This is a genomic window from Streptomyces sp. RK62 (genome assembly GCF_018070255.1).
In the GTDB taxonomy this organism is placed as follows: domain Bacteria; phylum Actinomycetota; class Actinomycetes; order Streptomycetales; family Streptomycetaceae; genus Streptomyces; species Streptomyces nigra.
The window spans coordinates 166431-186635 of record NZ_JAGPYD010000007.1 but is presented as its reverse complement, the minus strand read 5'-3'; the positions used below and the strand labels follow the sequence as shown (position 1 = coordinate 186635).

At 69.4% G+C, this 20205-nt stretch carries 22 protein-coding genes and 1 riboswitch; of the genes, 12 read left to right on the top strand and 10 right to left on the bottom strand.

Annotation, left to right across the window (positions count from 1 at the left end; genetic code table 11):
- The first annotated feature begins 131 nt into the window (after positions 1 to 131).
- Complete coding sequence (locus tag KBY32_RS15440) at positions 132 to 1523, top strand: serine hydrolase (protein ID WP_210980449.1); 1392 nt, start codon at positions 132 to 134, stop codon at positions 1521 to 1523.
- A gap of 91 nt (positions 1524 to 1614) precedes the next feature.
- Here KBY32_RS15440 and KBY32_RS15435 read toward each other — a convergent pair whose 3' ends face one another.
- Positions 1615 to 2067 (bottom strand): GNAT family N-acetyltransferase, encoded by a 453-nt coding sequence (locus tag KBY32_RS15435; RefSeq protein ID WP_210980448.1) that lies wholly within the window; start codon positions 2065 to 2067, stop codon positions 1615 to 1617.
- A 9-nt stretch (positions 2068 to 2076) separates the two neighbouring features.
- Entirely contained in the window at positions 2077 to 2535 is a 459-nt protein-coding gene (locus tag KBY32_RS15430; RefSeq protein ID WP_055621029.1) for a MarR family winged helix-turn-helix transcriptional regulator, read from the bottom strand.
- Between the two features lie 136 nt (positions 2536 to 2671).
- On the opposite strand from KBY32_RS15430, the gene KBY32_RS15425 reads away from it, so the two are divergent.
- Together KBY32_RS15425 and KBY32_RS15420 are read left to right on the top strand one after the other, a co-directional pair.
- Positions 2672 to 3886: an MFS transporter gene (locus tag KBY32_RS15425; RefSeq protein ID WP_210980447.1), complete on the top strand. Its 1215-nt coding sequence runs from the start codon at positions 2672 to 2674 to the stop codon at positions 3884 to 3886.
- A gap of 150 nt (positions 3887 to 4036) precedes the next feature.
- Positions 4037 to 4459: a heme-binding protein gene (locus KBY32_RS15420; protein WP_055621027.1), complete on the top strand. Its 423-nt coding sequence runs from the start codon at positions 4037 to 4039 to the stop codon at positions 4457 to 4459.
- Between the two features lie 67 nt (positions 4460 to 4526).
- Here the strand turns inward: KBY32_RS15420 and KBY32_RS15415 are convergent, their stop codons facing one another.
- The 6 genes from KBY32_RS15415 to KBY32_RS15390 form a co-directional block, all read right to left on the bottom strand.
- Positions 4527 to 5393, bottom strand: coding sequence for a GNAT family N-acetyltransferase (locus KBY32_RS15415; protein ID WP_210980446.1), 867 nt, complete (start codon positions 5391 to 5393; stop codon positions 4527 to 4529).
- Between the two features lie 88 nt (positions 5394 to 5481).
- Positions 5482 to 5964, bottom strand: coding sequence for an NUDIX domain-containing protein (locus tag KBY32_RS15410; protein ID WP_055621025.1), 483 nt, complete (start codon positions 5962 to 5964; stop codon positions 5482 to 5484).
- 88 nt (positions 5965 to 6052) lie between these two features.
- Positions 6053 to 6958 carry a LysR family transcriptional regulator gene (locus tag KBY32_RS15405; RefSeq protein WP_210980445.1) on the bottom strand — a complete coding sequence of 302 codons (906 nt, stop codon included), beginning with the start codon at positions 6956 to 6958 and terminating at the stop codon, positions 6053 to 6055.
- Between the two features lie 212 nt (positions 6959 to 7170).
- Positions 7171 to 8319 (bottom strand): cystathionine gamma-lyase, encoded by a 1149-nt coding sequence (locus tag KBY32_RS15400; RefSeq protein WP_210980444.1) that lies wholly within the window; start codon positions 8317 to 8319, stop codon positions 7171 to 7173.
- Positions 8316 to 8807 carry a low molecular weight protein-tyrosine-phosphatase gene (locus KBY32_RS15395; protein ID WP_115504392.1) on the bottom strand — a complete coding sequence of 164 codons (492 nt, stop codon included), beginning with the start codon at positions 8805 to 8807 and terminating at the stop codon, positions 8316 to 8318. The genes KBY32_RS15400 and KBY32_RS15395 overlap by 4 nt, the downstream gene beginning before the upstream one ends.
- Before the next feature lie 7 nt (positions 8808 to 8814).
- Positions 8815 to 9192: a phage holin family protein gene (locus KBY32_RS15390; protein WP_115504391.1), complete on the bottom strand. Its 378-nt coding sequence runs from the start codon at positions 9190 to 9192 to the stop codon at positions 8815 to 8817.
- Between the two features lie 60 nt (positions 9193 to 9252).
- Between KBY32_RS15390 and KBY32_RS15385 the strand changes: the two genes are divergently transcribed.
- From KBY32_RS15385 to KBY32_RS15370, 4 genes are all read left to right on the top strand, one after another.
- Positions 9253 to 9570 (top strand): cupin domain-containing protein, encoded by a 318-nt coding sequence (locus KBY32_RS15385; RefSeq protein ID WP_055621020.1) that lies wholly within the window; start codon positions 9253 to 9255, stop codon positions 9568 to 9570.
- Between the two features lie 166 nt (positions 9571 to 9736).
- Entirely contained in the window at positions 9737 to 9949 is a 213-nt protein-coding gene (locus KBY32_RS15380; RefSeq protein WP_055621019.1) for a DUF5326 family protein, read from the top strand.
- Between the two features lie 353 nt (positions 9950 to 10302).
- A complete protein-coding gene (locus tag KBY32_RS15375) occupies positions 10303 to 11028 on the top strand; it encodes a helix-turn-helix domain-containing protein (protein WP_055621295.1) in 726 nt (241 codons plus the stop codon).
- 95 nt (positions 11029 to 11123) lie between these two features.
- Positions 11124 to 11561: an SsgA family sporulation/cell division regulator gene (locus KBY32_RS15370; RefSeq protein ID WP_055621018.1), complete on the top strand. Its 438-nt coding sequence runs from the start codon at positions 11124 to 11126 to the stop codon at positions 11559 to 11561.
- 121 nt (positions 11562 to 11682) lie between these two features.
- Here the strand turns inward: KBY32_RS15370 and KBY32_RS15365 are convergent, their stop codons facing one another.
- Positions 11683 to 13236: a YibE/F family protein gene (locus KBY32_RS15365; protein ID WP_210980443.1), complete on the bottom strand. Its 1554-nt coding sequence runs from the start codon at positions 13234 to 13236 to the stop codon at positions 11683 to 11685.
- 71 nt (positions 13237 to 13307) lie between these two features.
- Positions 13308 to 13464: riboswitch (TPP riboswitch) on the top strand.
- Between KBY32_RS15365 and thiC the strand changes: the two genes are divergently transcribed.
- The 5 genes from thiC (at position 13457) to KBY32_RS15340 (ending at position 19247) form a co-directional block, all read left to right on the top strand.
- Positions 13457 to 15271: a phosphomethylpyrimidine synthase ThiC gene (gene thiC, locus KBY32_RS15360; protein WP_247689494.1), complete on the top strand. Its 1815-nt coding sequence runs from the start codon at positions 13457 to 13459 to the stop codon at positions 15269 to 15271. Its footprint overlaps the riboswitch before it by 8 nt.
- 144 nt (positions 15272 to 15415) lie before the next feature.
- Positions 15416 to 16450, top strand: coding sequence for a hypothetical protein (locus KBY32_RS15355; RefSeq protein ID WP_210980442.1), 1035 nt, complete (start codon positions 15416 to 15418; stop codon positions 16448 to 16450).
- A gap of 475 nt (positions 16451 to 16925) precedes the next feature.
- Entirely contained in the window at positions 16926 to 17546 is a 621-nt protein-coding gene (locus tag KBY32_RS15350) for a hypothetical protein (RefSeq protein WP_210980441.1), read from the top strand.
- 203 nt (positions 17547 to 17749) lie between these two features.
- Positions 17750 to 18022, top strand: coding sequence for a hypothetical protein (locus tag KBY32_RS15345; protein WP_308293738.1), 273 nt, complete (start codon positions 17750 to 17752; stop codon positions 18020 to 18022).
- Between the two features lie 151 nt (positions 18023 to 18173).
- Entirely contained in the window at positions 18174 to 19247 is a 1074-nt protein-coding gene (locus KBY32_RS15340) for a hypothetical protein (RefSeq protein WP_308293737.1), read from the top strand.
- Positions 19248 to 19255: 8 nt separating this feature from the next.
- Here KBY32_RS15340 and KBY32_RS15335 read toward each other — a convergent pair whose 3' ends face one another.
- Complete coding sequence (locus tag KBY32_RS15335; RefSeq protein ID WP_210980439.1) at positions 19256 to 20122, bottom strand: hypothetical protein; 867 nt, start codon at positions 20120 to 20122, stop codon at positions 19256 to 19258.
- Positions 20123 to 20205: the final 83 nt, after the last annotated feature.

The window sequence follows — 20205 nt, the reverse complement described above, 5'->3', positions numbered from 1 at the left end:
TTGCCCGTGGGCCGGGGCCTCTCCCGGCTGAGCACGGCCTGGCCTGAGCTGGAGGTGGAGGTCGATGACCGTCGGGTCGGCTCGGGGTAATGCGCTCGACCCGGGTGCCGTCGGCGGGGTGGACTGGGGGGATGACGACATCTCAGGAAGAGCTTCTGCCGGGTACGCGGCGGGCGTTGTCGCACCGGATCGCCGTGGCGCAGGCCGAGGGGCGGGCGCCCTCGTTGGTCGCGGCCGTTGTGCGGGGTGGGCGGGCGGTGTGGCACGGCTCGCGTACCTCGATCGACGGGCACGGGCCGGACGAGAACGTGCAGTACAGGATCGGTTCGATCACCAAGACGTTCACGGCCGTGCTGGTGCTGCGCCTGCGGGACGAGGGGCTCATCGACCTCGGTGATCCCTTGGAGAAGCATCTGCCGGGGACTGACGTGGGGGAGGTCACCATCGCCCAGTTGCTCGCGCACAGCAGCGGGCTGGCGGCGGAGTCGCCCGGGCCCTGGTGGGAGCGGACCTCCGGGGCGTTGCGGCCCGAGCTCGCGGATGTCCTGGGCGAGCAGCCGCTCCTGCATCCGTCCGGGCGCCGGTTCCACTACTCGAACCCCGGCTACACCGTGCTCGGCGCGCTGGTCGAGAAGCTGCGTGGGGCGCCTTGGGCGGATGTGCTGCGCAGGGAGGTGCTCGAACCCCTTGGACTCGAGCGCACCGACACCCGACCGAGCGCGCCGCACGCCGGGGGCTGGGCGGTGCACCCCTGGGCCGATGTGATGCTTCCCGAACCGGCCGAGGACCTGGGCAGGATGGCTCCCGCCGGACAGTTGTGGTCGACGACCGGTGATCTGGCGCGGTTCGCGGCGTTCTTGGCCAACGGGGACGACCGGGTTCTGGGTGCCGGCAGCCTGCGGGAGATGCGGACGCCCGCGGCCCCGCAGGAGGCGGCGGATGTGGCGGGCGGCTACGCCTACTGCCTCGGCCTGGAGATGCGGCACCAGGACGGCAGGACGCTCGTCGGGCACACGGGGTCCCTGCCGGGCTTTGTCGCCTGCCTCACGATGAGCCTGGACGACGACGTGGCGGCGGTGGTCCTGGCCAACTGCACGTCCGGTCCGCTGCCGTTCACGATCGCCGCGGATCTCGTCCGTATCGTCGCCGAGGCCGAGCCGCGCTTTCCCGAGCCGTGGCGTCCGATGCCGGACGTCGATCCGGCCGTGCTGGAGCTGACGGGGCCCTGGTACTGGGGGACGTACGCCTTCGGGCTGCGCCTCACTTCCGAGGGGATGGTCACGCTGGAGCCGCTGTCCGGGAAGGGGCGCGGGTCACGGTTCCGGGCCAACGGCGACGGCACCTGGACGGGGCTGGAGGGCTACTACGCCGGAGAGCTGCTGAAGGTCGTACGACGGCCGGACGGGACCGTGGACCATCTGGACCTCGGGTCCTTCGTCTTCACCCGGCAGCCGTACGACGAGGGGGCGGCTGTGCCGGGCGGTGTCGAGCCCGAGGGCTGGCGGGGGATGAACTCCCTCTGACGGGCACCTTCTGAGGGCCGGAGAGCGGGGCCAGGGGAGCGCCTGTTTCACGTGAAACAGGCGCTCCCCGACCGGCGGCTCCACAACGCCGTCAGAGCTGCAGTTTGAAGCCCGTATGCGACGCGGTGAACCCGAGCCGCTCATAGAAGCGGTGCGCGTCCGTGCGGGTCTTGTCGGACGTCAGTTGTACGAGGTGGCACTCCTGGCGCCGGGACTCGTCCACCGCCCACTCGATGAGCCGGGTGCCCAGGCCGCTCCCACGCTCGTCGGCGTGGATGCGGACCCCTTCGATGATCGAGCGCGTGGCGCCGCGCCGCGAGAGGCCCGGAACGATCGTGAGCTGCAGTGTGCCGACGACGCGGCCTTCCCGGACGGCCACGACCACATGCTGGTGAGGATCACCCTGGAGGCGCTCCAGAGCGGCCAGGTAGGGCGTCAGATCGTCGGGTGACTCCCGCTGGGCGCCCAGCGGATCGTCGGCGAGCATGCCGACGATGGCGGGGACGTCCTCGGCGACCGCGGGCCGTATCTCAAGATCTCCCATTCCCGCACCCTATGCGGAGGCCGGAAGCGACTCCACCACGCGCACGAGGGGGGCGAGTTCGGGGTTGCGGGCGGCTTCGTCGAGGGCTTCGCGAAGCGCCTTGTCGTTGGTGGGGCGGGCTTCGGCGAGGAGGGTGAGTCCGGCGTCGGTGACGTCGGTGTAGATGCCGCGTCGGTCGGTGGGGCAGAGGTAGCGGGAGAGCAGGCCGCGGTCCTCGAGGCGGGTGACGAGGCGGGTGGTGGCGCTCTGGCTGAGGACGACGGCGTCGGCGACCTGTTTCATCTGCAGGTGGCCGCCTTCGCCGTTGTGCTGGCGGCTGAGGACGTCGAGCAGGGAGTACTCGCGGACGCTGAGGTCGTGGTGGGTCTGCAGGGCGCGTTCGATGTGGGCCTCGATCCTGCCGTGCAGCAGGGAGAGGGCGCACCAGCCCTGGGCGAGGGCGGTGAGTGCGGGATCCGTCGCTGTCATGGCATGTCCTCCCGGGGTGGGCTGAAACCAGAGTAGAGCACGCCTGCAATAGACCGCGCTTGCAATTAAAGCGCGTCTGCAAGTATTGTCATCACTCGTAAAGCGCACCTGCAATCGTTCGGGAAGGTACCCCTTCATGCCTCTCGCGCTACTGGCCCTCGCGATCGGGGCCTTCGGAATCGGGACGACCGAGTTCGTGATCATGGGCTTGCTGCCCGAGGTCGCGGGTGACTTCGGGGTCTCCATCCCCACCGCCGGACTGCTGGTGACCGGCTACGCCCTGGGTGTGGTCCTCGGCGCTCCGCTGATGACCGTGCTCGGCACCAAGGTCACGCGCAAGCGGATGCTGATGCTGCTGATGGGACTCTTCGTCGCCGGCAACCTGCTCTCCGCCATCGCCCCCTCCTTCACCGTCATGCTGATCGGCCGCGTGGTCGCCTCACTCGCCCACGGCGCCTTCTTCGGCATCGGCTCGGTCGTCGCGGCCGATCTGGTCGCCCCCGACAAGAAGGCCGGCGCCATCGCGATGATGTTCACGGGTCTGACCGTCGCCAACGTCGTCGGCGTCCCGCTGGGCACGTTCGTCGGACAGGCCGCGGGCTGGCGGATCACCTTCATGATCGTCGCCCTGCTCGGACTGATCGGCCTCGCCGGTATCGCCAAGCTGGTCCCCGACATGCCCAAGCCGCAGGGCGTACGGCTGCGCCACGAGCTGGCCGCTTTCAAGAACGCCCAGGTGCTGCTCGCTATGGCGATGACGGTCCTCGGCTTCGGCGGCGTCTTCGCGGCCATCACCTACATCGCGCCGATGATGACGAACGTCGCCGGCTTCGCCGACGGCTCCGTGACCTGGCTGCTGGTCCTGTTCGGCCTCGGCATGGTCGGCGGCAACCTGATCGGCGGCAAGTACGCCGACCGCGCGCTGATGCCCATGCTGTACGTGTCCCTCGGCGCCCTCGCCGTCGTGCTCGCACTGTTCACGGTCACCGCGCACAACAAGATCCTCGCGGCGATCAGCATCGCCCTGATCGGTGCCCTGGGCTTCGCCACCGTGCCCCCGCTGCAGAAGCGCGTCCTCGACCAGGCGCACGGCGCCCCGACGCTGGCCTCGGCCGTGAACATCGGCGCCTTCAACCTCGGCAACGCCCTCTCCGCCTGGCTCGGCGGCATCGTCATCGCCGCCGGCTTCGGCTACACCTCCCCCAACTGGGTCGGCGCCGCCCTCGCCGCGGCCGCGCTGCTGCTCGCCTTCCTCTCGGCCGCGCTGGAGCGCCGTGGCAAGACCGCTGCGGACACCGCCGTCAGGGGCCGCCACGCCGCCGTAGAGCCGGAAGCCGCCGTCCAGCACTGAGCCGATCCGGGTCGTCGACCACTGAGCCGATCCGGGTCGTCCACCACTGAGCCGATCCGGGTGCGGGGTCAGGGCCGCCCCCGCACCCCCGGGCCACCCCGACCAATCCCCTCGCAGTTCCCCCGCAGTACCGCAACACAAGGAGAACCCATGACCACCGCGACCGCAGTCACCCCTCTGACCAGCCAGGACGCCGACGCCCTCGTCGTCGCCGCCCAGCGCGCCGCCGAGGCGGCTGGAGTGTCGGTCAGCATCACCGTCCTGGACGCCGGAGGCCATCTGCTCGCCTTCCGCCGCGACGACCGCGCCGTGCTGATCTCGGGCGAGACCAGCACCCGCAAGGCCTACACGGCGCTGCAGCTGAACGCCCCCACGGCCGACCTCGTGGACGCCGTCCAGCCCGGAGCCCCCTTCCACACCCTGCCGACCGCGCTCGACCGGCCGCTGCTGTTCATCGCGGGCGGTCTGCCGATCCACCGTGACGGCCGGCTGATCGGGGCGATCGGTGTGGGTGGTGGCGCACCCGAGCAGGACCACCAGTTCGCGGCTACGGCCATCGACACCGTCCTCTGACGGCACGCGCACGCGGACGCACGAAGCGCCGGCCTCCCGCGGGGAACCGGCGCTTCGGCATGCTGCTTCAGCCGGCCGCCACCGTCAGCGGGGCGAAGCGCCGGCTCCAGTCGCCGGGCAGCTCCGGGATGCCGTAGGTCATGACCGCGTTGAAGGCCACGGACCGCAGACCGTGCCGCTTCACCCAGGTCAGCAGCTCCTCGTGGCGTACGTCGATGTCGGTGCGCAGGGGACGGTCGGTGTGGGCGGCGAGGGAGGCGATCAGCGCCTGGGCCGTCTCGGTGTCCCGGGCCACCAGGGGGCCCACCACATGCGTGGCCATGTTCGGCCAGGCGCTCGCGTACCCGATGATCCGGCCGCCGTCCTCGGCCACCCGCAGCTGATCGGCGAAGGCGGGCAGCCGCGTGATGATGTGCGTGCGATCCGCCCCGAACACCTCCTCGTCCAGGCGCAGAATCGCCGGAAGGTCCTCGGCCGTCGCCGCGCGCGTGGGAACCGAGGGCCGGAAGTCGCCCGGCGTGAAGGGCCCGCTCACCATCTCCGCCCGGCCCGTGGTCTTGAAGCCCAGCTCCTCGTAGAGCGGGCGGCCGTTCGGGGTGGCGTGCAGGGTCAGGGGAGTCGTGCCCATCGCGGAGACGACATGGCGCATCAGACGCCGGCCGACGCCCTGGCGGGCGTACCGCTCGGCGACCAGGACCATGCCGATGGCCCCCAGGTCGGGCCGGTCCCGTGGTCCGTACTCGGTGACGACACAGGCGGTGACAAGGCCGCCGTCGGGTGCGTCGATGCCGTATCCACGGCCGGCGGTCAGCAGCAGTCCCCACTTGTGTTCCTCGCGGGGCCAGCCCCGGTCCTCGGACAGATCGGCACAGGCGACGAGGTCGCGATGTGTGAGACGGCGGATGGGCAGAGCGGCGAGGGAAGGTGTCGGCACGCACGTCAGGCTGTCTGACAAGTGACCCGGTCGTCCACCAATTTCGAGTGACGCTTACGAGCTTTTGGGCACACCGCGAGCGTTCGCGTCAGCCCAGATCAGGAGCATGCAAGGCGCGTACGCCCTCGATGTTCCCGTCGAGGTAGTGCCGCAGCGACAGCGGGACCAGGTGCACGGAGGCGATCCCGACCCTGTTGAAGGGCACGCGCACGATCTCGTACTCGCCGATGGGCTCGTCCACCTCGGGGCCGTGCCGCAGGGCGGGGTCCATGGACTCCAGATGGCAGACGAAGAAGTGCTGGACCTTCACTCCGGTCGAGGCCTCGTCGTGACCGATGTGCTCGACGGTGTCGACGAAGCAGGGCACCACATCGGTGATCTTGGCGCCCAGTTCCTCGTACACCTCGCGGTGCAGTGCGTCGACGACGGTGGAGTCCGTCGGTTCGACACCGCCTCCGGGCGTGAGCCAGTACGGATCCATGCCCGGCTTGGTGCGCTTGATCAGGATCAGATCGTCGCCGTCCAGGAGAACGGCGCGGGCGGTCCGCTTGACCACGGGTCGGACGGTCATGGAGGAAATGTGGCCCGGCTGGTTCCACGTGAAACATCGCGGGGTGTCACCGATCACGCCCACCGGGTGACCACCGCAAAAGCCCAGGTCAGGCCCAGTCCGCCGCAGCGCGGAGCAGCCACTCGTGAGCCCGTGCGATATGCGGCATGGCCAGGGTGCCGGTACGGACGACCAGGAAGTACGTCCGCAGGGGTGGCACCGGCGGATCGTGCAGGGCGATGGCCTCGCCCCGGTCGAGGGCGTCCGCGCAGAGATAGCGCGGCAGCACCGCCAGCCCGGCGCCCGCGACCGCGCAGGCGAGGACCGCGCGCAGATCCGGGACGATCACGGTGCCGGGCGCGGCGGGACGGGAGTCGAAGACGGAGGCCCAGTAGCGGGAGACGAACGGCAGGGACTCGTGGACCTCCACGACGGGGACGTCCTCCAGCGCGTGTGCGCCCTTGTGGCGGAGATGACCCGCGCCGATCCGCTCGACCCAGTGGGGAGCCGCGACCAGGACGTGCTCCTCGTCGCAGAGCGCAGTCGCCGTGAGCAGAGCGCCCCGCGGACGGGCCGTCGTGATGGCCAGATCATGATGTCCGGCGGCCAGCCCTTCGAGGGTCTCCTCCGCGGTGCCGAAGGAGGCGCGCAGGGCGAAACCCTGGTTGTCGTCGCCGGTCAGGCCGGTGAGGGCGGGCAGCGCGCGCTCGGCGGTGAACTCGGGAGGCCCGGCGAGATGCAGCGACCGTAAGGAGGACTCGTCGTCGAGACCGGTCTCGGTGATCTCCACCAGGGCGTCGAGATGGGGGGCCGCCTTGTGGGCGAGTTCGTCGCCGATGGTCGTCGGGGTCACGCCGCGCGCCTGCCGGAGGAACAGGGGGCGCCCCAACTGGCGCTCCAGCGTGCGGATCTGCGAGGTCACGGCCGGCTGGGACAGCCCGAGCAGTGCCGCGGCGCGGGTGAAGGAACCGGCCCGGTGCACGGTCACAAAAGTGCGCAGCAAGGCCAGATCCATGCCACCGTCCTCCCCTTCCCCGCCCTTCTCCCCACCCCCAGGGCAGGGCCCAACTATAAATATGTCGATAGGTCTCTGTCGCTACTGTGATTGGACACTGACAGACAGTCAACTAGCCTTGGTCGCGCGGTTCTTCGCGCGCAGAACCGGGAACCGGGGCGGTCCGAGCCACGAGGGGGGAGGCTCGGACCGCCCGACCCCCCCGGCGCAGCTCACCGCGCCGATTCCTCCAGGGCCCGCAGGACGTCCGTGACCAGGTCCTCCGGGTCCTCGGCGCCGACCGACATCCGGATGAAGCCCTCCGGTACGTCGTCCCCGCCCCAGCGCCCGCGCCGCTCGGCCGAGGAGCGCACACCGCCGAAGCTGGTGGCGTCGTCGACGAGCCGCAGCGCCTCCAGGAACCGCTCGGCACGGGTGCGCGAGGGCAGCGTGAAGGACACGACACAGCCGAACCGCCGCATCTGCCGCGCGGCGACGGCGTGCGACGGGTCCTTGGGGAGCCCCGGATACCGCACGGCGAGGTCCTCCGGCCAGTCCCGCAGCGCCTCGGCGACGGCCAGCGCCGTGGCGTTCTGCCGCTCCACCCGCAACTGCAGCGTCGCCAGGGAACGATGGGCGAGCCACGCCTCCATCGGCCCCGGGATCGCGCCGACGATCTTGCGCCAGCGCCGTACGGCCGCCATGGCCTCCGGGTCGCGGCCGGTGACATAGCCCAGCAGCACATCGCCGTGGCCGGTCAGCTGCTTGGTGCCGCTGGCCACCGAGAAGTCGGCGCCCAGCTCCAGCGGCCGCTGCCCGAGGGGGGTGGCGAGGGTGTTGTCGACGGCGACGAGCGCCCCGCGCGCGTGCGCCTCCTCGACGAGGCGCCGGATGTCGCACACGTCGAGGCCGGGGTTGGACGGCGTCTCGATCCACAGCAGCCGGGCGCCGTCCAGGACGCCGAGCTGCGCGTCACCGCCGGTCGGCGCGGTGCGCACCTCGATGCCGTACGCCTCCAACTGCTCGCGGACCAAAGGGAACACCTGGTAGCCGTCGCTGGGCAGGACCACGGCGTCACCGGCCCGCAGCTGGGAGAAGAGCACCGAGGAGATGGCGGCCATGCCGGACGCGAACACGAGCGTCTCGACGTCGTCCTCCCCCGGCGCCTCCAGGCTGCCGATGGCCCGCTCCAGGTGCGTCCAGGTCGGGTTCTCGTCCCGGCCGTAGGTGTACGCGCCCGTGGGCTCGCCCGGCAGGTGGTAGTGGGCGGCGAAGACCGGTCCCGGCAGGGTCGGCTCGTACTTGACCGGCTCCGGCAGCCCGGCCCGCACCGCGCGCGTGCCGTCCCCCGGAACCGGTGCCTGTCCCTGCGTACCGCTCATGCCGTCCTGCCCTCCACCTCTTCGCGGACCGCTGTGAGCAGGCCCGTACTCGCCGACTCCACCATCGTGAGGCATTCCTCGAAGCCGTCCCGCTCACCGTAGTAGGGGTCGGGCACATCGAGGTCCTCGCCCGCGGCGGGGTCGTAGGAACGCAGCAGCCGGACCTTCGCCACGTCGTCCGCCGTCGGGGCCAGCCGGCGCAGCGCCTTCATATGACCCGCGTCGAGGGCGACCACGAGGTCGACGCGTTCGAACCAGGAGGTCCGGAACTGCCGGGCCGTGTGCTCGCTGTCGTAGCCGTGCTCCTCGAGGACGGAGACGGTGCGCGGGTCGGCCGGGTCGCCCTCGTGCCAGCCGCCGGTGCCGGCGCTGTCGACCTCGACCAGGCCGTCGAGGCCGGCCTCCTCGACCCGGGCCCGGAAGACGGACGCGGCCATCGGGGAGCGGCAGATGTTGCCGGTGCAGACGAAGCAGACGCGGTAGGTCATGGCGCGCTCAGTCACCGTCGGGCAGGACGACGTTCAGCGCCCAGGAGACGACCGAGATGATCAGGCCGCCCAGGACGGCCGTCCAGAAGCCCTCGACATGGAAGCTCAGGTCGACCTTGTCGGCGAGCCACGAGGTCAGCAGCAGCATCAGGGCGTTGACGACGAGGGTGAACAGGCCCAGCGTCAGGATGAGCAGCGGCAGACTGAACAGCTTCACGACCGGCTTCACCACGACGTTGACGAGGCCGAAGATGAGCGCGACGAGCAGCAGCGTCGCGGCCTTCTTGCCGGTGCTGTCGCCGGTCAGCGTGATGTTGTCTATCAGCCACACGGCCACGGCCAGGGCGCCGGCGTTGGCGATCGTCTTGACTACGAAATTCTTCATGTGTCTGATCGTGGCAGACGAGATCGGCCAAGAGCACTGCGACGAGGGCGGATGACTGCGATGAAGGCCTTCCGGCTGGATGAACTGGAGGCGGAGCGTGCCGCCAACGACGGTGCCTACCTGCAGTTTCTGCGAGAGCGGAACATGTCGGTCGGGCTGTACGCGCTCGACGCGGGCGAGCACGATCCACAACAACCGCACAACCAGGACGAGGTCTACTTCGTCGTGAGCGGCCGCGCCCAGATCACCGTCGGCCTGGAGACGACGCATGTGGCGCGGGGGAGCGTCGTCTACGTCCCGGCCGGGGTCGCGCACAAGTTCCACCACATCAGCGAGGACCTGAGGGTGCTCGTGGTCTTCTCTCCGCCCGAGAACTGACTTCGCGTCTCGGGGTTCCCTCAGGGTTCGATCAGGGGAGGACAAGGGCTGCGAGGCCCCCGCCGGACCACCTGCCGGTCCTAGCATCGGGTGCAGGGAATCGGATGGGATTCCCCTCGACAGTCAGGACCCGCACTGGACGGGCGGAGAGGTAAGGAAAAGGGCGATGCGTGAGATCTTCGCGGGACTGCCGTGGTGGGTGAAGTGGATCGCGGTGCCGGTCATCGCCCTGGTCGTGTTCGGCGGGCTGATAGCCAGCGTCGTCGGCTTCGTGATCGGACTGCTCTTCAAGCTGCTGGTCTTCGTGGCCCTGGTCGGCGGACTGATCTACGTCGTCAGGAAGTTCACGTCGAGTTCGTCGTCGCGCGGCGACTGGTGAGGTCTCCGGGGACCGGTGGGCGGTAACAGGAATCACCGGTTCCCTCGGGCGAGGGAAGTTTTCCCGGCCGTGCGGCCGTCAGGGACGACGGGCCAATAGAGTCCGTGAATCGACGCGGGGCCGTCCCCGCGAGCGGCGTGCACCCCTCCCCGTGTTCCCCCGCACGGGCTCCCCCTCGCCCCTCGGGAGTGACCTTGGCCACGGTTGACACCGCCCCACCCACACCGACCCACCACCCCCTGGAACAGCCGCGCCCCTGCTCGGTGCCCCAGGTCCCCCGGCAGACGACGCCGGTCTCCGAGACGGCCCCGGCACCCCCGGAGCAGCCGCCGTCCGCGACCCTCATCGGATCCGTGCAGCGCGCCATGCGCCTGCTGGAGTGCGTCGCGGGTCATACGTACGGCGCTCCCGCCAAGCAACTCGCCCGGGAGACGGGCCTGGCGCTGCCCACGGCCTACCACCTGCTGCGCACCCTGGTGCACGAGGGCTATCTGCGCCGCGACAAGGGGCTGTTCTTCCTCGGTGACGCCGCCGTGCGGCTGAGCAGCAGCAGCGCCCAGCAGAAACGTCGCAGCACAATGGTCGACGCACTCGCTCGATGGCGTGACGCGATCGGTGTCCCGGTTTACTACGCCCAGTACCGCGAGGGTGAGATCGAGGTCATGTGCGTCTCCGACACCCCGGGCAATCCGGCGGTGCAGGAGTGGGCCGACTTCCGTGAGACCGGCCATGCCCACGCCATCGGCCAGTGTCTGCTCTCCCAGTTGGACGAGGAGGCCCGGCGCGACCATCTGGACCGGCATCCGGTGCGCGCCATCACGCCCTACACCGTCCGGGACAGCGCCAGCCTGCTACGACGCCTGGACCAGGCCGGGCGGATGGCGCCGGTGACCGAGCGTCAGGAGTACGCGCTGGGCACGGTCTGTGCGGCGATTCCCATCACGGTGGGCACGACGGCCGCGACGATGGCCCTGTCCCTCCCCTTCCACCAGGCCGACCGGTTGCCGTCGGCGGTGCGTCAGCTCCAGGTCGAGATCGGCCGGCTTCTGGGGTCACTCGCGCTCTCTATCAGTATCTGAAAACTCACTCCTTGTGATCTCTCGTGTACGTTCAGCAAGATTCCACCAGTGTCGGGGTCGTCCCGGCCAGTCGAAGGCAACCGACGGGGTAGGCGATGCGCGAGTCCGTACAGGCAGAGGTCATGATGAGCTTTCTCGTCTCCGAGGAGCTCTCCTTCCGCATCCCGGTCGAACTGCGCTACGAGTGCTGTGATCCCTACGCCGTGCGGCTCACCTTCCATCTGCCCGGTGACGCCCCGGTCACCTGGGCCTTCGGCCGCGAGCTGCTGGTCGACGGGGTGGGCCGGCCCTGCGGGGAAGGCGATGTACGGGTCTCACCGGCCGGGTCCGACACCCTCGGCGATGTGCTGATCCGGCTCCAGGTGGGCCTGGACCAGGCGCTGTTCCGTTCCTCCGTCGCCCCGCTCGTGGCCTTCCTGGACCGCACCGACAAGCTGGTACCGCTCGGACAGGAGGGGGCGCTCGCCGACTTCGACGCGCATCTCGACGAGGCCCTGGACCGCATCCTGGCGGAGGAGCAGAGCGCGGGCTGACGTGTCGCGTGGCGGCGGGGGGTGGGGGTGGCGTAACGCTTCAGCGGAGGTGGGGCACCTCATGGGACGGCTCTCGGGATGCCCCTCGAGGGCGCCTGACGGGGCGCCTCACGCCGGCGCCTCACCGCTTGCGGCGCCGACCCCGTCCACCCCGTGTACTCCGTCCCATGGCCGGTGCGGTGCCCGCAACGGCCGGCTGGGCCCCCGCAGGCGCCGGCGCCCTGCCGGGCTCGGGTCGGTCGGCCGACACCACCAGGGCGGCCAGGGCCGTGGTCACCGGCACGGAGGCGACGAGTCCGATGGAGCCCACCAGCGTGCGCACGATCTCCTCGGCCACCAACTCGCTGTTGGCGACCGTGCCGACACCGCTCTGGGCGATGGAGAAGAGCAGCAGCAAGGGCAGTGCGGCACCCGCGTAGGCGAGGACGAGGGTGTTGACGACGGACGCGATGTGGTCGCGTCCGATGCGGATACCGGCCCGGTACAGCCCGCGCCAGCCCATCGTGGGGTTGGCCTCGTGCAGCTCCCAGACCGCGGAGGTCTGGGTGACCGTCACGTCGTCGAGCACACCGAGCGAGCCGATGATGATCCCGGCCAGCAGCAGTCCGCTCATGTCGATCGACGGGTACAGGCCGTGGATGAGGCCGGTGTTGTCGTCGGTGTTGCCGGTCAGCGCGGCCCAGTCGATGAACACCGAGCCCAGGACGCCGATCAGCAGGAGCGAGATCAGGGTGCCGAGGACCGCGACGGACGTCCGTGCCGATGGACCGTGACACAGATAGAGCGCGATGAGCATGATGGCGCTCGCTCCCACCACGGCGACCACCAGCGGGTTCGAGCCCTGCAGGATCGCCGGCAGGATGAAGAAGTTGAGCAGCAGGAAGCTGATCGCCAGGGAGACCAGGGCCATGACGCCCCGCAGCCGTCCGACGAGTACGACGGCGACGGCGAAGATCCCGGCGAGCACCGACAGCGGGACGCGCCGGTTGACGTCCGTGACCGCGTACTGGAGGTCCTTGGGAGCGGAGGGCTCGTAGGCGACCACGACCTCCTGGCCCTCGCTCAACTGCCGTGACTGGTCGGGCTGGACGACCTCCGTGAACGTACGGCCCTTGTCCTTCCCCGTGTCGACGCGGATCGTCGCCTTTTTGCAGGTGCCGCTCTCCTCGCGCACCGCGGAGGAGCCCGAGGGGGTGGAGGTGTCGCCGGTCGGCGGTACTCCTCCGGCGCCCACCTCCTTGCAGCTCAGCTCGACCACCTTGGTGACCGTGGCCTGCTGGGTCTGCCGGTCGAAGCCGACCCCGGTGCGCTCGTGCGCCGGGGCGCCGCCCGGCCAGAGCACGGCGAGGCCGACCACGACCGCGGCGGCGAACGGGATCAGGACGGCCGCGATGACCTTGCGCAGATGACGGGAGACCGGAGCGGCCGGACCGTGGGAGTGGCTGTGCCCATGCCCATGCCCATGCCCATGACCGTGCCCATGACCGGAGCCGGAGCCGGGCCCGGAACCATGCCCGTGACCGGGGTCGTGCCCGTGTCCGCCGTCGGAGCCGCCTCCGGGCGCTCCCGAACTCCAGCCGCCCTGACGGTCGTTGCGTTGTGCGGTGCCGTTGTCGGGGCCTGAGTCTCGGCGCGGTTCGGGCGGAGGGAACGGAGGTTCATGCATCGTGGTCACCCTGCGATCATCGCAAGAACGGCGGGGGCCCTCTGTTCACCGCGCCCGAACTGACGTTAGCGTAGAACCACCTTTGTACACGCGGGAGCTCGGAGCACCGGGCTGAGAGGGCGCTGACCTCCGTCCCAGCGATGTTTCACATGAAACATCGGCAGACGGATATCGCTGCGTCGACCGCCGAACCTGTTACCGGGTAATGCCGGCGTAGGGAGTAGGTCTCATGACCATCAAGGACGCGCGCACGCCTGCCTCGAACCAGGACGAAACGCCCGTGCAGAGCGAATCCTCCACCGAGGCCGGGAAGTCCATCGGCTGGCACAAGGCGTATGTCGAGGGCTCACGCCCCGATCTGCGGGTGCCGGTCCGCCAGGTGCACCTCACCAACGGGCAGTCGGTCACGCTGTATGACACCTCGGGCCCGTACACCGATCCAGCCGCCGAGACCGACGTCCGTCGGGGGCTGCCTCCGCTGCGGGAGAACTGGATCATCGCCCGCGGGGACACCGCGGAGTACGCGGGCCGGCCCGTCCGGCCCGAGGACGACGGCATCAAGCACACGGCGCCGCGCGGAGGTCTGCGCAACCTCGACGCGGTGTTCCCGGGACGGCCGCGTCAGCCCCGGCGCAGCCGTGACGGCCGGGCGGTCACGCAGCTTGCGTACGCCCGTCGCGGGGAGATCACTCCTGAGATGGAGTTCGTGGCGATCCGGGAGAACGTCGACCCCGAGGTGGTCCGTGAGGAGATCGCCGCGGGCCGGGCGGTTCTGCCCGCCAACGTCAACCACCCGGAGATCGAGCCGATGATCATCGGCAAGCGGTTCCTGGTGAAGGTCAACGCCAACATCGGTAACTCCGCCGTGACATCCTCCATCGAGGAGGAGGTCGAGAAGATGACCTGGGCGACCCGCTGGGGCGCCGACACGGTCATGGACCTCTCCACCGGCCGCAACATTCACACCACCCGCGAGTGGGTGCTGCGCAACTCCCCTGTGCCCATCGGCACGGTGCCGCTCTACCAGGCGCTGGAGAAGGTCGACGGCAAGGCCGAGGAACTGACCTGGGAGATCTACAAGGACACGGTCATCGAGCAGGCCGAGCAGGGCGTGGACTACATGACGGTCCATGCGGGCGTGCGCCTGCCGTACGTGCCGCTCACCGCGAACCGAAAGACGGGCATCGTCTCGCGCGGCGGCTCGATCATGGCCGCGTGGTGCCTCGCGCACCACAAGGAGAGCTTCCTGTACGAGAACTTCGAGGAGCTCTGCGAGATCCTCGCCGCCTACGACGTGACGTACTCCCTCGGCGACGGCCTGCGGCCGGGGTCGATCGCGGACGCCAACGACGAGGCGCAGTTCGCGGAGTTGAGGACGCTCGGGGAGCTCAACACCATCGCCAAGCGGTTCAACGTGCAGACCATGATCGAGGGCCCCGGTCATGTCCCGATGCACAAGATCAAGGAGAACATCGACCTCCAGCAGGAGATCTGCGAGGAGGCCCCGTTCTACACGCTCGGCCCGCTAACGACGGATGTGGCTCCGGCCTACGACCACATCACGTCGGGCATCGGCGCCGCGATGATCGCCTGGTGGGGCACCGCGATGCTCTGCTACGTGACGCCCAAGGAGCACCTGGGCCTGCCCAACCGCGACGACGTCAAGACCGGCGTCATCACCTACAAGATCGCCGCGCACGCGGCCGACCTCGCCAAGGGCCACCCCGGCGCGCAGGAGTGGGACGACGCGCTGTCCGACGCCCGCTTCGAGTTCCGCTGGGAGGACCAGTTCAACCTGGCGCTCGACCCGGACACGGCCCGCGAGTTCCACGACGAGACGCTCCCGGCGGAGCCGGCCAAGACGGCCCACTTCTGCTCCATGTGCGGACCGAAGTTCTGCTCGATGAAGATCTCCCAGGACATTCGCCGCCGGCACGGCGGCACCCAGGAGGAGATCGAGGGCGAGATCGAACAGGGCATGGCCCAGAAGTCGAAGGAGTTCGCGGCAGCGGGCAACAGGGTGTACCTGCCCCTGGCGGACTGACCCAGCACCCGGAACGACGACTCGGGCCCGCGCCCCACGGAGTTCGCGGGCCCGAGTCGATCCGTAATGCGGCGACGCGACCGTGGTTGCTCCACCATGATGCGTCGAGGACGTACGGCCTACGTCCGCGTGTGGAGGGCAACGATGGACAGCACCGAGGTGGTGCGGTGGCAGGCGACCGGCAAGGTGCGGTCGTTGATGTGGGACGGGGACGACCTCGTCGACAGAGTGGATGGGGGACGGCGCTGGACATCCGACGGCGCCGAGCACCAGTCACGGCAGCTGTACGCGTACCCCTTCGACCGGGCCGTCGTCTCACCGTCCGGCCGGTACACCGTCACGTACACCGAGCGGGGGACGAAAGCCCTGCTCCTCGACGGACAGCGGATCGTTCGTGAGCTCAACCGGAGCCACTACCACGCCGAGGACTTCGACTACCCGGTGGCGCTCGGCGCGCTGGCCGACGGTCGGGAGGTGCTCGTGCACTGCCCCGAGGCCTATGAGGTCATCGAGGTCGAGGATGTGGCAACGGGTAAGCGGCTCACTCATGGCGAGCGGACGCCGATCGACGTCTTCCATTCCAGACTCGCCATGAGCACCGACGGCAAGCACCTCCTCTCGGCCGGCTGGCTGTGGAGTCCGTTCGGGATCGCCCGGGTGTACGACCTCGAACGGGCACTGACAGAACCGGCCGTGCTCGACGACGAGGGCCTGTTGCCACCGGGGAGCTGGGCGGACGCCGAGATCGACGCCGCCTGCTGGCTCGACGGCGATCGCCTGGCGGTGGCGACGGGCGAAGCCGAAGCCGACGAGGGTGACCTGGGAGTGCTGGGGCCAGAGCAGTTGGGCGTCTGGTCGATCTCTGAGCGGAAATGGCTGCACAGGCACCGGCTTGAGGTTCCGATGGGCACACTCATCGGACATGGCGATCGCGTCATCGCGCTGTGCGAGTACCCGCGGCTGATCGACGTGGCCACCGGAGCCGTTCTCGCGGAGTGGCCGGAGGTCGTCGTCTCATCGCGAGTCGGCAGCTACGGGGTGACCCACGTACCGACGCCGGTGGCTGCGCTTCATCCGGACGGCAGCCGTCTGGCGGTAGCGCAGCCGGACGGAATCGCGATCATCGCGCTTCCCCGGTCGGCTTCGTGCCCATCTCCGAAGGAAGCCTCCAGCCGATGAAGATCTCCAGGACCGTCCGCCGCTGGCACGGCGGCACCAGGAGGAGATCGAGGTGTACCTGCCGATCGCGGACTGATCTTCTGACGTGTCGGAGTCCCCACACACATCGTGAGGGACACCGACAGAATTTCGTGGATTCAATGAGTGCCGGTCCCTGTGCGCTTTTGATCTGCGGGGTTCAACGCGATGTTGGGCGGAAGATCAACTTGTTCACGCCCGAATTGTTGAGGCCTGTACGCACGCCTGGCGAACGCCACGTGACTCGGCGCCGTTACCTCAAGTCGGGCTCAGAATACTGATCACGCTATTGATGTGTACATGTGTGGTCCGTAGTGTTCTCGGCGTTCGGCCGCTTGACCAGCGGCCATGACCTGGGGGAATTGTGAGAGTACGAACGCGCCGAACTGCCGTCGCTTCCAGCACGGCACTCCTGCTCTGCCTTGGAGTGGTCGGGACTGCGCATGCGGATCAGGGAGTGTCGCCGTCGCCCAGCAGCGGAGCTGGGCAATCCCAAAGCACGGACTCGGACACAGCAGAAGACACTGTCATCAACACCGCCCCTCCGCGGGAGCCGGAGGAGCAGGTCACCGAAATTCCTGCAGAAGCGGTCGACGACGAGCCCACGTACACGGGCAAGCCGACACCTGGCGATGCGCCTAACGGCCCCGACTGCGGTGCACCACAGTCCGTCTACAGGGCGAAGACCCGCGACGGGGAGTACCACAAGGGCGTGGGGCCCACGAATGCGAACCACAACGGCACGTCCAGAACGGCCAGGTCGACCTTCACCTCGGAAGTCACAGGCGAGGTGGGGGTCGCTATCCAAGGCGAGCTCGAAACGTCAGTCAACAGGCTGCTTGCCACGATCAAGGCCAAGTTCAATGTCACCGTAACGGCGAAACTCACGGCCAAGCTCGGGAACTCCATCGCGGTGGACACTCCGCCGCACAGGACCACGCACGCCAAGTACGGCGTCTACCGGCTCAAGCACACCGGGGTCAGCTACGTGATTCACTCGAATTGCACGACCACCCCAGAGAAGAAGGTTGTCAGTTACTCCCCCTATCGCGTGGGCTGGAATCTGTGGGAAAGCTGACGAAGTGCCTCGCCATCGGCGGAATCGGAGCGGTTGTCGCATTGGCGGGCTGTACCAGTGAGCCAGAGCGAGCCGTGCCCTCTCCTCACAGCTCGCCGCCCCGGGCCACGGCCTCCCCGACCAGTTCGTCGGCATCAGACCGTGCTGAACACATTCCGGGGGAGACCGTGACCGAGGCTCCGGTCCTTCCGGACGGAGAGGTCGTGGCTCAGGCCGTGAACGTCACCGGCAACCGCGAGATGGAGATCCGCGGCGGAATCACGGCAGGGCCCCTGTCGATCCTCGTGAACTGCCAGGGCCGGGGCACGCTGACCGTCTCCGTGGAACCCGTCGGGTTGAGCTTTCCCCTTGAGTGCGTCGAGGGAGAAGTCAGCAGCACCTTCAACCAGTTGTCACTGAAGCGCGCTCGCGATCACGGCACCGTGAGCGTGTCTGCTCCCTCCGGGGTTCGCTGGGCACTCACTGCCGGACGGTGACGAAGGGGGCCGGCGACCATGCGTTGTCGGCCCTCACTTCGGGGCACGAGGGCTCGGTGCTCAGTAACGACCAGGACACGGCGCCGCCCGAGTCGATCAAGATCCGTAGGGTGATGGGTCTATGGCCGGGATCGATGTTGCCAACGGGGTAGTGGGCGCTGTCATAGGCATGCTGTTCGCGGTGCTGTTCCAGCAGCCGTTGCAGGACGCCTGGTACCGGTTGCGGAAGCGTTCGACACGGGCCCTCCGCAGCCTCGGACGGCGGGAGGAGACGGGGCCCGCCTGGCGTACCTTCTCGCTCGGGCCGCTGCAGACGTCCGCTCTGATCGTCGAGGGGGACGGGGAGTCTCCGATCCCTCCCGAGACCGTCTACGTGCATGTGCGTGACGATGAGATCGAGCTGCCTCCGGACATGCGGCCCTGGCGGAGCGAGATCGCCGCGGAGAGCGAGCAGTTGCGGGCCGAGGGGCGGACTCCGCTGTGGAACGGGCCTCGGTACGCGGTCGAGGCCTTCGACATCTCACGCACCGCTCTCGACGAGCGACCCGAGGTCCATCTGCGGCTGCGGCCGACCGACTACTACACCTTCCTGGCCGCTCAGCAGCTCGACCGCCGGCTTCCGGACGGTACGACGCCTCGGTCCCGCTATCTGGATCCGGACCGGCCCCTGGAGGCGCCGGCCTTCCTCCAGTGCAGCTTCGCCGTCAACATAGCCGTGGTCACCGCCGACGACATGCTCGTGGTCAGCCAGCGCAGTGACCGGGTCCGGATGGCCCCGGGCGTCTGGAACTCCTCCGTCAACGAGGGCCTGTCCCGGCACATCGACTCGTCGGGACGGAGCGCGCCGGACCTGCATGCCGTGGCCCGCCGGGGGATGCGCGAGGAGCTGTCCCTGGAGCCCCACGAATACTCCCTCGACCTGCTGGCCTTCGTCCTGGACATCGGCAAGCGCCACTGGAGCGGTCACTTCTACGCCAAGCTGAAGGACCTGAGCAGCGCGGACCTGCAGGCACGCATGAGCCGGGGCGTGGCGGACCGCTGGGAGCACCAGACCATCGACTACGTGCCCTTCCGGCCCGCGGCGGTCGTCAAGTACATGCTGCGGGACGACCGCGTCCACCGCTGGGCGCCGCTGGCGCCGGCACTCTTCCACCTCTCGCTGGTCCATGCCTACAGCCGCACGCTCGTCGAACGAGTCGAGGCGCAGCTCACCCGGCGCCTGTAGGCCGCGGGTCACTCCGGCTGGTGCTCCGGGCCTCCGAAGTCCGGGCTGGTGTAGTCCGGGCTCGAGAAGCGCGGGCGGTGGCCCCCGGCGGGGCCCTCGTCCGGGCTGCTGAATCCGGGGCGGCCGTAGCCGAGGTTCGGCATCCGGCCCGCCGGAGCGGACGGGGACGTGGGGTGCAGGGCGGCCGCCGTGCCGGCGTCGGCGAGCGCGTCCCGCAGGAACGGCAGGATGCCCCGTTCCAGCAGGGCTTCCCGCCAGGCCTCCCTGGCCAGGACCACTTCCTCGCTCAGTGCGCCGTACGGCGTGCCGTCGAGGGTGGGCCGGTTGCGCAGGGCGGTCAGCAGGAGGCCCACGGCGGCGACCAGGATGGCCGCCGCCGCGATGGCTCCGAAGACCCATCCGGTGGTGAGCATCGTCTGGGCGAAGGCCGGCTCGGGGTTGAACATCTTCAGGATGTAGCCGACGAGCAGGAATATCGCCGCGGCGGTGCCGGCGAGGACGGGTGCCAGGACCGCGAGGACGGCCACGACGCCGGGCCCCGCGGTCTCGGCGACCTCTCCCACGGTGGTGGCGAGTCCCATCGCGCCCCCGCCCGGCTCGGTGGAGCCGGATTCACGGGACGACGGGGTGGACGGCGCCGGCTGGCGCAGTTCCTCGCGGACCTTCACGTAGTGCTGGTACTCGATCGCCGCGGCGGCCGTGATGAGGGCGGTGGCGCTCAGCGCCATGGTGCGCAGTTGTTCCGAGTTGAGCCGCTGTCCGACCGCGGCCAGTTCCGGGCGGTGTGGGGCGGAGCGCAGCGCCTCGTCGAGGATCCGCTCGTAGTCCTGGCGGTCCTCGCTGAGCAGGTGCTGCGGAACGCTGTTCATGTGCATCCCCCGATGCTCCGTAGGGCTTGGGGCTCGCATGCCAACGAGCCGTCGGGCAGAAACGGAGGGGAGCCTGCTACGGATAAGCC